Source organism: Anabaena sp. UHCC 0451, assembly GCF_034931405.1.
Lineage (GTDB): Bacteria > Cyanobacteriota > Cyanobacteriia > Cyanobacteriales > Nostocaceae > RDYJ01.
Genome location: NZ_JAYGHA010000033.1, coordinates 27,081 through 40,611 on the forward strand (window position 1 = coordinate 27,081; position 13,531 = coordinate 40,611).

A 13,531-nucleotide genomic window follows, 5' to 3' on the forward strand; every position below is an offset into this window, starting at 1 on the left:
CTCTATTTTTTAGCTAATCCTAACTTTTTCAAAATCCGTGTACCTAAACTGGGAGGAGCATTATAAGCTTTAGCTTTGGTTGTGAATTTTGGACGCTGTTCCGGTTCGTACAAATAGCGATAGTGTAGAAAAGTATCTCGATAAGGAAAATCAATATTTTCACCAGCACAAACTCGACTAAATAATTTGGAAGATAAACCTATATAATGCAAGTAAGTAAGTTTATTTCCCCGGTCGTACAGAATTTGATCTCTATTTTCAAAATGTAGGGAAGTTACACAGCAACCTGTGGCGTTTTTTTCAGGTAAGCTGAGAGCGAAATTATAGCTAGAAATACCTGAGCGCATTACCATATAATTGAGAATTGTTTGGTCAGGAGCCATATCATAGAGAACTTCTGCTTCTCCCTGACGCAAGTAATCCAATAAAATTTCTCGCTGTTGATTAGGGAATATATCTTTTTTAGAACCATAAAAACCAGAACAAAATATTTCTGTTTGCAATCTTTCTGGGGCAAATAATTCTTTTAATTTAGTGGATGATACGCTGTAAACATGAGATAAATCTTTAAATTGAAAATCATACACTATCCAATCATTGTGATTTAGCTGATTAAAAATATGATCTAATGGACTCATTAATAAAGTATCAGCATCCATATAAACAAAGCGGTCAAAAGGTGCATCGAAAGCACAATAACGGCGATGAGTTCCTACTCGATGATATTTACTACTCCCTATTTTTTGCCAATGTGTTTGAGCGGTAGGATGGGTATCCCAAATATCTTTGACAAATTGATCCCATTTTTGAATGGAATCTTGGTTGTTATAAAGTGTTACATGAGGACGGTGAACAAGTTCAGCAGCAATTTTCTCTGTATTGTCATCATAAGGATAGATACATACAGGCATTTTCTGACCATAAATTGCTTCTATACTGTTGAGTAGAGCAATGAGTTGGTCATAAACTTTGTCATTAGCAAGAGTACAAATACCATCCATATATAAATCCTAATATTTACATTTATTAAATTAAATTAAGAACATTTGGTAACAAATTCTGATAGCCATTCTAGTAAGTTTAGTTTGTGTAAGATAATTTGTCTAGCTTCGGCGATCGCATCTTTGGCAGCATACCAAGCATCAAGACTAGAAGTTACTTCTTGAATATAAGCAATTCCTTTATCATCTAAACTGGGTAATCTTAAAAAACTCCCTGGTGGTAAAAGTTTATCTGCTGCTGGTCCACCGTAATAAATTGGTAAACACCAAGCTAGTAAACTATCCCAAAGTTTTTCACTCACATACAAATTATTTTCAGCATAGTTTTCAATTGCTAGATTATAGTAATATGGTGCCATCCCATGCCATTTATTACCAAGTTCTCCTGAAGTTTTTACCCATTTTTGTAAACCACGTCCATAAAAATTAATTTGCATACTGCTAGATTGTAAAGATTGTAAAAAATCTAAACGTTGGCGATGGTTAGCTGTGCGGTTAATTCCTGAAGTAATCCAACTACAAGTGGCAACTTTTTCTGGGCAGGGCATTTCATTTAAATCTTTAAAGGAATTAGCATGATACCAAATCGCCGGCATATAATCAGGTACAGGAGCCAAATTATCGGGACCAGAAATATAGCCACAATAATTTTTAGCTTGTTGATAATTACGGTTATTTATTTCTACAATTTCTGCTAAAGGTGGTTCTCTTAATAAATAAATAATCCGTTCTTTGCTAACACCACGTAATAAATGATCAATACTTAATGCTGGTTTTTGTGTTCGTTTTTTTAACCGTTCTAATAAAGATGGTGGTGGTAATGTTTGAGGAAAATCAAACTGATACATTAGCAAGAAATCTGGTTTTTCTGCTAATGCTTGCATTTGCATATTACCCCAAATGCCAAATGAGTGAGGAGTTTGTTGCCATAGCCAATCTGCTCTGGATTCCAGAGCGCCATAGCTGCTAATCATACCTACTGTTTTGATCATGTCATTTGTTAACTCATAATTTGTGGACGCATATCTTCTTGGACATAGCTTAAATATTTTTAGATTTTAATGCTATCCTCAAATTTCTGTAAATTACCCAAAAGATAAATAGTAGATTCATAAGCTTCTGTAAGTAATTGGCTTTGGGATTCATTATTATCTGTAACGTTATCTGCTACTGTGCGAAGGCAAGCCAGTGTAGGATTAAGTACTGATCGAAATTCATCAAATATAGAACTAAATTTTTGATAATATGCAGTAACACTACTGTGATTTTGCTCGGCAATTGTAACTAACTGTCCTTTAATTTGTCTATTAATGACATCATCAAAAACATCGACGGTGTTGAGAATTCTCCATGCTGATTTGTAAGATTGTTCAAGTAATTCTTGACGCTCTTGGGCATCATCTACAAGATTATCAATTAATAATTGTAGCAATCCAATCAGTGAGTTTAGTTGTGTGCGAATTTCATAAGATATGCGGAGTAAGCTTTGGTTGCGGTTACCAGCAGTATCAGCATTATTAGCAAACTGCATTGAGTACAAATGTGAGTAGTAACCACCTTTTTGGAGTAGTTCTTCATGGTTTCCCACTTCTACTACTCTTCCTTGATCTAAGACAGCAATTTGATCGGCTTTGCGGACTGTGGAAAGTCGGTGAGCAATTACTAAGGTAGTGCGATCGCGACTCAGTTCATCCAGTGCAGATTGTACCAAACGTTCAGAAACAGTATCTAATGCACTAGTAGCTTCATCTAAAATCAGGATTTCTGGATTTTGTAACAGTGCGCGGGCGATCGCTAATCTTTGTTTTTGTCCACCGGATAACATGACACCGCGATCGCCTATCACTGTATCAAATTGCTGAGGTAGTTTACTAATAAATTCATAAGCATTAGACATTTTTGCTGCTCTGATAATTTCTGCTTCTGTAGCTTCTGGTTTAGGATAAGCAATGTTATTTCGCACTGAATCATTGAATAAAAAAGTATCTTGACTGACAATTCCCATATTTTTTCGCACAGATACTAAATCAAATTCTCGTAAATCTATGCCATCAAAGGTAATACAACCACTTGTGGGATCATAAAATCTTGGTAAAAGGTCTGCTAATGTGGATTTACCCGCACCTGAACTACCTACCAATGCTAGAGTTGTACCACAGGGTAAATATAAATCTATATTTTTTAGTACCTGTCTATCATTGTTCGTATAGGCAAAAGAAATAGATTTAAAGTGTACTCCCTGTTTTAATTTTTTGTAGGGAATTTTGCCATTACCCATAAAAGGCTTATCATCTAGGCTTAAAAATTGACTTACCATATCTACACTCGCAGCAGTGCTGGCAAAGTTGCTACGAAGACCATTTAATTGAGAAACCAGTGGTAACAATCGCAATAATATCAATAAGTAAGTCAGAAGTACCGTAGAAATAGCCGTTACTTGTTCAGAAAATAAAGTTTTACTCAAAAATACAATTATCAGTAAACAAGCAATTCCCATGACTTCACTGAATGGAGCAATTACTTGTGAATTTACCTGATCTTGAAAATCTGCTTTTTCACGAACTTTAATTAATTTTTTAATGCGTTCATATTCTTTTATCTCGTTACCAGTTGACTTAACTAACCTAATGCCAGATAAAACTTCTAAAACAGCAATTGAATAACCTTTAGACAACTCACTAAGTTGTTTTCCCAACTTTTTAGCCCGATTAATAAAATACTGATTAATCAGGGTTACTAACAGCATTAAAGCCGTTGCCGCAACTGTTAATTGCCAGGAAATTGACAATAATAAACCAACAAAAACTAGTATTGTAATTGATAAAGTAATTAACTTAATTGTATTACTTATAATAGTAGATGCACGACCGATTTCACCACCCATACGGTTAATTAAATCGCCAACTTTCATCTTGGTATAGTAATCTATATCAACTTTTAATAACATACTAATTCCAGCTTCTCGCATATCGGAAGTTATGACCCGACTGAGAGAACTTGATGTTAATGAACTAACATAATTGGCTAAATTTTTTAAGGTGATTATACCTAAAATTGCGCCAGCCATCACTCCATCACGTATATTTTCTGGAACACCATCAAATGGATTGATGATAACTTGTAAAATACCAGGAGCGCCTTGTAAATTTACTTCCTGTCCCACTATTCTTAAAATTACTGGAACAATTAGAGCGGTACTAAAACCATTAAATAAAGCTCCAGAAAATCCGAGCAATATTGTTATCACAATTAACCTTGGATAAGGTTTAGCAAATCTTAGTAGTATCTTTCTTGTAGACATTGGTTGTGATCACATGAAAACAAAGTTTTTTTTAACAAAGAAGCAGATGATAATTAATTATCATCACTCAATTACAATTTGGCGATAACTGATTCAAGCACAGTAGACATAAAATCAACACTATATTTTTCTACACATCTTTTTCTTGCTTTAACTCCACGCTCATTAGCAGCATCTAAATTTTGAAATATTAAGTTAATCTGTTCGGCAATTTGTTCAGGTGATTGAGGATCAACTAGATAACCAGTTTTGTCTAAAATTTTGGGTATATCTCCTACTTTAGTTGATAAGACAGGTTTAGCCATAGCCATACCATCTGTTAATTTTAGAGGAAATTGGGCGCGAGCAATAATATTATTTCTTTGGGGAACAACTACGATATGAGCAGCAGCGACAACTTCCGGCATCACCTCTACAGGACACTTTGGTAACTTGATAATCCAACGTCCCCATTTTTCAATCAATCGTTGATCGTAATCATCATAAGGACTACCACCAACTATTACTAATCTAAAGTCTTCTTGATTGAGATAATCTAAAGCCATTAATACATCTTCTACTCCCTTGTGTGGTCTGGGAGCGCCGGGAAACATCAGCACTCGGTAAGATCCTAAACCATAACGTTCTCTGCTAGTTTGAGGATTATATTTATCTGGATTAAACATTTCTGTATCTTTACCATTAGGCACATAAACACCACCAAAACGATCTTGAAGAAATTGTGTATCTATGGTAATTTCATTGGCAAAAGAGGTCAAATTTTCTATCCACTGAAGATAAAGTGGATGATCAGGAAATCTCAATGCGCCATCCTTTTTGAAAATATCTCGATAAAGTTGCTTAATCCCAGGATGATATTTCCATTCAAAACCTCCATGCCAACTCAGTTCCCAGTCATCCATATCTAATAATAAAGGACGGGAACTACTCAATTTTTTAAGTAGACTAACACCAAAACTTGTTGCTTTAGGTTTGACTGCATAGATAATATCCCCATCTATTTTCTTTAAAATCTGCTGAACAGATCCTAAAAAATTAGGATAATTTGTACCAGGGACAGAAACAACTTTTATCCCGGATGGAGGAATTGCATAAATTTCTTTTCCGTAAATAAATCCGACAATTTCTACTTCATAATCCAGCCGTTTTAAAACTTGAGCTAGTAAATAAGCTCGGACAGTTCCACCACCAGATAGATCGCTAACAACTAATGAAACTTTCATACATAATTGCTAAATAATTTTTTTAATTAGTCGCCAATAAAACAATTTTACAAGCTTGTTCAAGTATTTATTAAGTGAACAATATTTAAATAAGTTAAATACTAATTTTCTTGATTTGATGGTAACTTATTTGCTATAAAAAATAGCAATTTTTTGGTTCTTGGTCCTCGATACTTGTCGTATAGTAAGAAATTTGGCATAATTTTTCTTACTGCATTCAATATTTTTAGAGAAAGTTTATTATTTATTTTTAGCTTTTTATCGACTAAATAAACTGGTGTTGGAACTATTTCTGCCAGTCTATCAAAAAGATGGTTATCTTTCTCTCTGATTACTTCCTCCAGTAAACATTCAATTCCACTTTGACAAAGTTTGTTTAATTCAGGATAATTCTTAGTTATATTTTCGTAAAAAACCGTATAGTAGTTTTTCATATAATTCCAGTTATTAGTGCGATTAGTCTGGTGTTTTGTGTAGTAAGCACCAATCATAGGAGTATAAATGAATTCTGCACCCGCTTTTAAAATATCTACTGCAAAATATCTATCTCCTAGTGCTTTGAGATGTTCAGGAAACTTCGTTTTATTGCCGATACTTTTTTTCATCAGCATAGCTTGCTGAAGACAAGGATGAGGTGAAGTTGTGAGAAAGTCAGGTAGCAGTAAACGTTCAATTAGCTGATCTTTACTTAGTGAACCGATAATATTTTCCTGAGAGTTAATAATATTATCTTCATCATCTAAGAATACACGTTCATAATCTGAGTAGAAAACTATATCTTCGTGAGTTTTTTCTGTTGGTAAATAGCCCAACTGAAATCTAATTTTATTTTCATGAATCCAATCATCTGCATCCAGACATTGAACCCACTCCCCTTGAGCTTGTTGAATACCAAAATTTCGAGAAGATGGTAGTCCACTATTTTCTTTAAAAAAGTATTTAACTCGGCTATCTTGACTCATCAAATTTTCAGCTACCTGACGAGTATGATCAGTTGAACCGTCATCTATAATTAGACATTCGATATCTGTTAATGTTTGGGACAAAACACTTTTAACTGAACGCTCCAGGTAATGACCTTGATTAAAACAGTTAACTATAATTGATACAAGTGGAGACATCTGCCAATTATTCCTCGCGTAAGTAAAACTTGTGTTGATTTATGTATGTACTTAGATGTAAGTAGTGTTATTAGATTGGAAGATTAAAATCTAGAAACTATCCCTACCATTCCTACACAATACTGAATTCAGATAGGAATTACTTATTTGTTCATAGACGCGTTCTGTGGTCTGTGTGTTATTATACTACTATAGCATATAAAAAAATTAACCAATAAGATAAACAAGATACAAGTAATTATAATATAAACTGTCATGATAGCCCATTTTCCTAATAGGGTATGGGATGACTAAATAAATGTTAAGCATTCATTTATGCCAGAGGTAAAACTCATGCAAGTAATCCGTCTAGCAGCACTTTCTGACAACTATATATTTTTGCTATACGATTTACAGCACAATATTGCTGCTGTTGTCGATCCGGCTGAATCTAACCCAGTTTTACAGCAACTTGCACAACTAAAATGCAATTTAGTAGCAATTTTTAACACACATCATCATCATGATCATGTAGGTGCTAATCAGGAATTAATCCAGCAATTTCCCCAATTAACAGTATATGCTGGAGTTGAAGATCGGGGTAGGATTCCTGGACAACAGGTATTTTTGCAAGAGGGCGATCGCGTACAATTTGCCAATCGCACAGCTGAAGTATTTTTTGTACCCGGCCATACCCGCGCTCATATAGCTTACTACTTCCCACCCATAACACCTGGTGAGACAGGAGAGTTATTCTGTGGTGATACTCTATTTGCTGGTGGTTGCGGCCGCTTATTTGAAGGTACACCAGCGCAAATGCTAGACTCTTTAAGCAAACTTCGGGCTTTACCTGATAATACTCGTATTTGGTGCGCCCATGAATATACTTTAAGTAACCTGCGCTTTGCATTAACAGTTGATAGTGAAAACCAGGATTTACAAAAACGATTTGCAGAAGTAACAGCTATGCGTCAACGTCAGGAAGCTACAGTACCTTCTCTGCTGGGTATTGAAAAGCAGACAAATCCGTTTTTACGTTGGGATCAATCTTCATTACAATTAGCTGTAAACAGTACCGATCCTGTACAAACTTTTGCTAAAATTCGGGGAATGAAGGATAAATTTTAGTACAAGCATTCACATCTTTGGGAAAAAATTACAAATCACGGCTAAACTTTCTCAAATATTCTTTTCTCCATTGAGCATCCCTTTTTCTGTTTGTCCTAATTTCCAAAACCCGTATTCCTTGACTTGGTAACAGTTTTAATCTTTCTTGTAACTGTTTCCAAGAATTTATTAACTCATATTCTACATTGTATGTAGCACATAACTGAGCAAAATCAATATCCTGGGGAGTGGCAAAAAATTCTTCAAAAGGTGGATCAAAATTAGCAATAGGTAACATTTCAAAAATTCCCCCACCATTGTTATTAATTAATACGATTGTTAGATGTCCAATAAATTTATTTCTAATTAAAAAACCATTGGTATCATGTAATAGGGTTAAATCTCCCGTTAACATTACACTAATTTGGTGATGATGTGCTATTCCTAAAGCAGTGGAAAGATTACCATCAATACCATTTGCACCCCGGTTAAAACAAGATTTGATCCCTAAATTATTCGGTTTCCAGAAAAATTCTACATCTCTCACCGGCATACTATTAGAAATAAATAATGGTGTTTGTGGGGGTAGAATTTGCGAAATCAACCAAGCAGATTTACTTTCAATTAAATCCTCTATATTTTCAAAAGTCTCATCAATAATTGCTCTGATTTTCGTTTCAATTTCACACCATTTTTGTAAATACAATCCCCATTCCCCATTCCCCATTCCCCATTCCCCATTGTCCAAATTTTCTACAGCTATCTTTAAATGAGTAGTTTTTCCATGTAAAGGATCTAAATTTGTAGGACTATTATCAATTATCCATCGTTGAGGATTAGTAGTAATTAACCAATTACGCAATTCTTTACTAGTTGGCATTTCACCGATTTGAATTACCATTTCTGGTGCTAATGCTTGGGCAAGTTTTGGATTACGTAAAATGATGTCGTAGGTAGAAATTAAATAAGGGTTTAAGTCTGCGTAATTTCTGACTGGGGAAAGTCCCTCAGCTAAAACAGGCCATTGTAAAGTTTGAGAAAGACGAGCGATCGCTTGACAATATTCTTCAGGTTCTTTGGGTTGTGCTACTCCAGCAATAATAATACCCCGTTGACATTGTTGCCATTCTTTAGGTAATTGGTAATGGATAATTGGTAATGGAGTTGAAACTATCCCAGAAAAAAAATCTTCGCAATCTAATGTAAAATCAGTACCATCAGGAATCGGTGCGAGAGGATCACGAAAAGGTATATTTAGATGTACACTTCCCCCTGTAGGAAATTGGCAACTTTCCCAAGCATGAATTACCGTTTGTCGCAAATAAGCTAACATTCTCCTATCTGCATAAGGTGTAGCTAACTCAGTTTGCCAATTGGGATAATGACCATATAATTTTACCTGGTCGATAGTTTGTCCAGAATGACACTCTCGCAATTCTGCGGGTCTATCTGTGGTTAATATTAATAATGGTACGCGACTTTCCTTAGCTTCAATTACCGCAGGATAAAAATTCGCTCCTGCTGTCCCTGAAGTACATACCAAAACTACAGGTTTTGCTGTTGCTTTTGCCCTTCCCAATGCAAAAAAAGCGGCAGAACGTTCATCTAAAATGGGAATAGCTTCAATATCCGGTGTTTGTTTAGAAAAAGCTACCGTTAAGGGAGTAGAACGAGAACCAGGACATAAGACAGCACAACTTAAACCCAGATTTTTAAGGGTTGCTGTTATCACATAAGACCAAAGTTGATTAACATTATTAAAAGTAAGCTGCATTCAATCAATATAAATCAAGATAGAGAGGTAAAACAATGTTTAATTTTAGATTTTTTGTGAGCTATTTAATTTAAAATCTAAAAGGCAAAATTCATATTCAAACTATGATGGACTATATTCATTTAACAGGGATTCGCTGCTATGGTTATATTGGTTATTTACCAGAAGAAAAGGTTTTAGGACAATGGTTTGAGATAGATTTGAAATTGTGGATGGATCTTTGTAAAGCTGCTGAGACTGACGCTATTGAAGATACTTTAGATTATCGCACCGTTATTAATTTAGTTCAGAATTTGGTGAAGACATCTAAGTTTGATTTGTTGGAAAAGTTGGCAGGTGCGATCGCAGATGCTATTCTTAAACAGCATGATATCGTCACACAAGTACAAGTTATTGTAATCAAACCATCTGCACCAATCCCCGACTTTAACGGTAAAATTAGCATTGAAATTACCAGAACTCAGTAGAACAGAGAAAATCCCATAAGTAAGAATTCAGGTAAGGCGAGAAGATCCCCGACTTCTGTTATTTATTGTGTCCATAAATGATAAATTGATCTTAGAAGTCGGGGATCTGGGTATGAACAATTGCTATTTGTATTTAGGCTTCAAGATGAGCTAAATTTCCGCTACTGCGCGTTCAATTAAGCGTCGAGCTAAAGTTTGGGTTCCAGTATGTTCATAGTAATTGGTAGCCACATCTAGAAACGCCGCTACATAGTCTAATTTGTCATCACTAAATTCGAGAAAGCCTTGTAAATTGCCAAGAACTTTCTGTGCTGTTAAAGCATTAGCAGAAACTATGCCATTCATCCAACCTTTAACTGAATCAAGGCTCTGACCAATAAAATCTAGTTTACCACCGGTACTGCTACCAGGGATGAAGTTGCTCATGGCTTTGAAAGTAGAATTTTGGTCTAATTCTTGGGGATTCATCTGACTCATCATAGATAAAGATTTTTGGATGAAATCAGGTCCAAGGGGTATTAAACCATCGACGCAAATTAAAGCCACCATCCGAATCATTGACTCACCACTATATTCACCTAAAGAGCTAACAAAATCGCCAATACTATCACCAGGAATACCATTAATTTGACAAAAAGCGACTAATTCAGCCACAACTTTCAAAGTTAAGTCAATAGTTTGAGCTTTGTCTGGTTTGGGAGTCAGGGAGTTTAAAAAACCGAATAGAGGGATTGATTCACCAACTTTATTAGCTAAAGCTGCTGCACCTAAAGCTTTATCAGTAGCATCTACAGTTTGATAAAGCCATAAAGCGGTTTGATAACCTTGAGATTTGTCATTGAAAAGATAAATTGCCCGTTCACCAATTTGCTGAATTAGATCCTCATCATCTTCGCCAGTTACGGTTTTAATAGTATTAACAAAGCCCACAGTATTTTGCCACTCACCGGGAGCCACAAAATCCAAAGCATTCAACATGGAAACAGTCAAATTACTGGTTGGTAGTTGATCAACTAACTCAAATATTGATTTACTCACACAAATCTCCTAATTGATAGTTTATTATTTGCGGTGGAAAATACAAGTTATTTCAATTTAGCCAAGCCATCAAGATCGAATTTTTCTATCCAATCTTCGCGATCGCTAGAGTTAAATAATGGATCTTTAGAAATCACCTTGACTTGATACTTACCAACCAAAACAGAAGTTTGAGTTTTACCAAGTTCTACAGCGGGATAACCATCAATTTCTTTAGTGCTGTTGGCATATTTAGAAGCGACTGTTGGTGTGCTGGTGGTATCAGAAATAGCTAATTGAGCGACAACTTTGCCGTCCTTTTTCAAATTCGCTTCCGAAAAGCCTTTCTTCTCTTGGGTATAGATGCGATCATAGTCGTCTTCACCAGTCGGAAAGAATTTATTTAATTTGCTACCTTGAGTTGCATTTTTAGAAACCGCCTGACCGCTTTTTTGTTTTGTGCTTTCCTGTTGTACCTGATCAAAACGATTAGGTGCTTTTGCAGTACAAGCGGTAGTGAGTAGTAAGACAGACAACAATAAACTGGCTAAAATCCTGCGACCACGAGATAAGATCACGTTTGTTCTCCTTCAATGCTTGATAGTTGAGGCAATTATCTAAGATGTGTAGTGAGTTCTTGGGAAAAAAGACTAAGGAGACAGTCGCTTGCGGGGGTTTCCCGCGTTGTGCGAACTGTCGTTACGGTGGGTCAACTATTGAGGTTACTTGAAAGCAACTTTGACGCTGGCAACAGAAACTTCCTTAGTTGCTGGCTCAACAGCTACAGGAGTCAATGCTACAGGTCCTCTGAGCCACAATGCTACTGCTGGTGCAACACCAAGTAACAAGCCTAGCAATACAGGGATAGAGAAGCCAGCAGCCAAGCTCATCACTGTCGCAAAACCAAAGTTAGCCAAATAAACTACTAAAGGAATATTGAGTTGCGATCTCTCCAATTGAATTGGTTTATTTCTCCACAATAGCGCCGCTACTATCATAAACACTGAACCAGTACCCATCCAACCAGCAAAGTTTTGGTAAGGCATCCCAAAGAAAGCCCCTGGTTGTTGCCAATACCAGAAGGGAAGAGAAGTTTGACTCATGGCAGGGTCAAGAACAAAATCCCAAGAGGTGAGTAATAACGCACCTAAAGCGATCGCACCTACATGACGTACTAAACTAGGTTTTTTATCTACCTCTAAACCCACACGTGCCAACAGGTAGGAAACACATCCTACATAAAACCAGGACAAGGGAATTGTAAACGGTACTAAACCTGCAATTTTATAACCTAACCCACTCAGATAACTGTAGTGACCAAAAGGAAAACCTGTGCTAGTTCCTAATAACTCACTCGTCAAAGAAATGGACAAGGAAGGCAGCAGAAAAGACAAAGTACGGCCTAAGCCCAAAGTCCGGTAAGCATACAGGAACACACCTATAGCACCCAAAATCATATAAGCCACGCCACCACCAGCCATACTCCACTGCATGACAGTCTGGCCGATTTCAGATAAGCTGAAAATTACTTCCGCATTGGGAATAACTAATAATATCCCTACTAATCCAAACACCATAGACACGATATGACCAATCAGGCATACGCGCTCAATGATAAAAAGTTTTCTCATGATCAGTCCTTAATTTTCCTAAAATATGACACGCGGCTACTCGACTGCTAATAGTTTACAAATGTTTAAGATCATAATTTAACTAATTTTTACAAAATCATCCGGGAAGATTGACAGTTGATTCATATTTTGGTTAAAAAAACTATAAATATCCAGCATTTACCCACTTATATTTAATTCATTCTTGGCTAGGAGATATAGCAGAATTTAGGGATCATGTAGAGATGTTAAGCCAGAACGTCAGTATAAATTTTTATACTTCATGTAGCTGCAATATGCTGTATATCGGCGATTGATTGGCAAATCAAGGATCTATCTAAATGTTTTGAGGCGTAAAATTTCTTACTCTCTATAACCTTTTTGAAATTGTGAAATAACTATACTCATTACTGGGAACACCAATCTATGTCAATCTGGAAAAGAATTCCTTGGTTTTCCCTAGCACTCGTACTTCTCAGTTATAGTACATTGGGCTGGGTAATATCCGAAACCAAACCCCTTTGGTTTGTGTGGTTAATAGTTGTATTTTCGATCTTACTGTTACTTGCCAGTTTAACTACTCCTTGGTCAAAAATAGCAGAGTATTACAGTATTTTGTTTAAATCCAACATCAGGAGTTTTGGAATCACCGTTTTAGCGGCTTTCCTATTCTTTTTGATGCTTGCATGGTTTCGGATATTTTTGGATACTTTACTCATCCTCTCAGCGACTATCTTAGCCAAGATAGACTTTCAATCATCTGAGTTCAAAGGAGAGTTAGGTTTTTGGTTTACATCCATATTCGCACTATCAGGTTTAGCCGCAGGTGCTTTATTCCAAAGATTATTATAGATAGGTTTGTCATCTGTAGGGGCGAAGCATTCGGTGTAAGGGCGAAGCATTCGGTGTAAGGGCGAAGCATTCGGTGTAA

General features: G+C 36.0%; 12 protein-coding genes. 3 read left to right on the forward strand and 9 right to left on the reverse strand.

What is annotated here, in order from left to right:
- Positions 1-2: 2 nt before the first annotated feature.
- The 5 genes from VB694_RS20575 to VB694_RS20595 all read right to left on the reverse strand — a co-directional run bounded on the left by VB694_RS20575 (position 3) and on the right by VB694_RS20595 (position 6,646).
- A complete protein-coding gene (locus VB694_RS20575) occupies positions 3-1,001 on the reverse strand; it encodes an Npun_R2821/Npun_R2822 family protein (RefSeq protein ID WP_323362198.1) in 999 nt (332 codons plus the stop codon).
- Positions 1,002-1,036: 35 nt separating this feature from the next.
- Positions 1,037-1,993: a glycosyltransferase family 10 domain-containing protein gene (locus VB694_RS20580; RefSeq protein ID WP_323362199.1), complete on the reverse strand. Its 957-nt coding sequence runs from the start codon at positions 1,991-1,993 to the stop codon at positions 1,037-1,039.
- 59 nt (positions 1,994-2,052) lie between these two features.
- The gene (locus VB694_RS20585; RefSeq protein ID WP_323362200.1) at positions 2,053-4,302 is read right to left on the reverse strand and encodes an ATP-binding cassette domain-containing protein; all 2,250 of its coding nucleotides are present in this window, start codon (positions 4,300-4,302) and stop codon (positions 2,053-2,055) included.
- A gap of 71 nt (positions 4,303-4,373) precedes the next feature.
- Entirely contained in the window at positions 4,374-5,525 is a 1,152-nt protein-coding gene (locus VB694_RS20590) for a glycosyltransferase family 4 protein (RefSeq protein ID WP_323362201.1), read from the reverse strand.
- A 101-nt stretch (positions 5,526-5,626) separates the two neighbouring features.
- Positions 5,627-6,646 carry a glycosyltransferase family 2 protein gene (locus tag VB694_RS20595; protein WP_323362202.1) on the reverse strand — a complete coding sequence of 340 codons (1,020 nt, stop codon included), beginning with the start codon at positions 6,644-6,646 and terminating at the stop codon, positions 5,627-5,629.
- Positions 6,647-6,979: 333 nt separating this feature from the next.
- On the opposite strand from VB694_RS20595, the gene gloB reads away from it, so the two are divergent.
- Positions 6,980-7,753: a hydroxyacylglutathione hydrolase gene (gene gloB, locus VB694_RS20600; RefSeq protein WP_323362203.1), complete on the forward strand. Its 774-nt coding sequence runs from the start codon at positions 6,980-6,982 to the stop codon at positions 7,751-7,753.
- 28 nt (positions 7,754-7,781) lie between these two features.
- Here gloB and menD read toward each other — a convergent pair whose 3' ends face one another.
- Positions 7,782-9,506 carry a 2-succinyl-5-enolpyruvyl-6-hydroxy-3-cyclohexene-1-carboxylic-acid synthase gene (menD, locus tag VB694_RS20605; protein WP_323362204.1) on the reverse strand — a complete coding sequence of 575 codons (1,725 nt, stop codon included), beginning with the start codon at positions 9,504-9,506 and terminating at the stop codon, positions 7,782-7,784.
- A gap of 107 nt (positions 9,507-9,613) precedes the next feature.
- Here menD and folB point away from each other — a divergent pair, with 107 nt between their 5' ends.
- Complete coding sequence (folB, locus tag VB694_RS20610) at positions 9,614-9,973, forward strand: dihydroneopterin aldolase (protein ID WP_323362226.1); 360 nt, start codon at positions 9,614-9,616, stop codon at positions 9,971-9,973.
- Between the two features lie 150 nt (positions 9,974-10,123).
- On the opposite strand, the gene VB694_RS20615 is transcribed toward folB, so the two are convergent.
- From VB694_RS20615 to cruF, 3 genes are all read right to left on the reverse strand, one after another.
- Positions 10,124-11,011: a hypothetical protein gene (locus tag VB694_RS20615; RefSeq protein WP_323362205.1), complete on the reverse strand. Its 888-nt coding sequence runs from the start codon at positions 11,009-11,011 to the stop codon at positions 10,124-10,126.
- Positions 11,012-11,058: 47 nt separating this feature from the next.
- Entirely contained in the window at positions 11,059-11,568 is a 510-nt protein-coding gene (locus VB694_RS20620; protein ID WP_323362206.1) for a hypothetical protein, read from the reverse strand.
- A gap of 144 nt (positions 11,569-11,712) precedes the next feature.
- The gene (gene cruF, locus VB694_RS20625) at positions 11,713-12,621 is read right to left on the reverse strand and encodes a gamma-carotene 1'-hydroxylase CruF (RefSeq protein ID WP_323362207.1); all 909 of its coding nucleotides are present in this window, start codon (positions 12,619-12,621) and stop codon (positions 11,713-11,715) included.
- Between the two features lie 405 nt (positions 12,622-13,026).
- Between cruF and VB694_RS20630 the strand changes: the two genes are divergently transcribed.
- Complete coding sequence (locus VB694_RS20630; protein WP_323362208.1) at positions 13,027-13,452, forward strand: hypothetical protein; 426 nt, start codon at positions 13,027-13,029, stop codon at positions 13,450-13,452.
- The last annotated feature ends 79 nt before the right edge of the window (positions 13,453-13,531 follow it).

Coding starts and splice junctions, on each gene's coding strand:
- VB694_RS20575 (WP_323362198.1), bottom strand. CDS start 1,001: ATGGATGGTATTTGTACTCTTGCTAATGACAAAGTTTATGACCAACTC.
- VB694_RS20580 (WP_323362199.1), bottom strand. CDS start 1,993: ATGATCAAAACAGTAGGTATGATTAGCAGCTATGGCGCTCTGGAATCC.
- VB694_RS20585 (WP_323362200.1), bottom strand. CDS start 4,302: ATGTCTACAAGAAAGATACTACTAAGATTTGCTAAACCTTATCCAAGG.
- VB694_RS20590 (WP_323362201.1), bottom strand. CDS start 5,525: ATGAAAGTTTCATTAGTTGTTAGCGATCTATCTGGTGGTGGAACTGTC.
- VB694_RS20595 (WP_323362202.1), bottom strand. CDS start 6,646: ATGTCTCCACTTGTATCAATTATAGTTAACTGTTTTAATCAAGGTCAT.
- gloB (WP_323362203.1), top strand. CDS start 6,980: ATGCAAGTAATCCGTCTAGCAGCACTTTCTGACAACTATATATTTTTG.
- menD (WP_323362204.1), bottom strand. CDS start 9,506: ATGCAGCTTACTTTTAATAATGTTAATCAACTTTGGTCTTATGTGATA.
- folB (WP_323362226.1), top strand. CDS start 9,614: ATGGACTATATTCATTTAACAGGGATTCGCTGCTATGGTTATATTGGT.
- cruF (WP_323362207.1), bottom strand. CDS start 12,621: ATGAGAAAACTTTTTATCATTGAGCGCGTATGCCTGATTGGTCATATC.
- VB694_RS20630 (WP_323362208.1), top strand. CDS start 13,027: ATGTCAATCTGGAAAAGAATTCCTTGGTTTTCCCTAGCACTCGTACTT.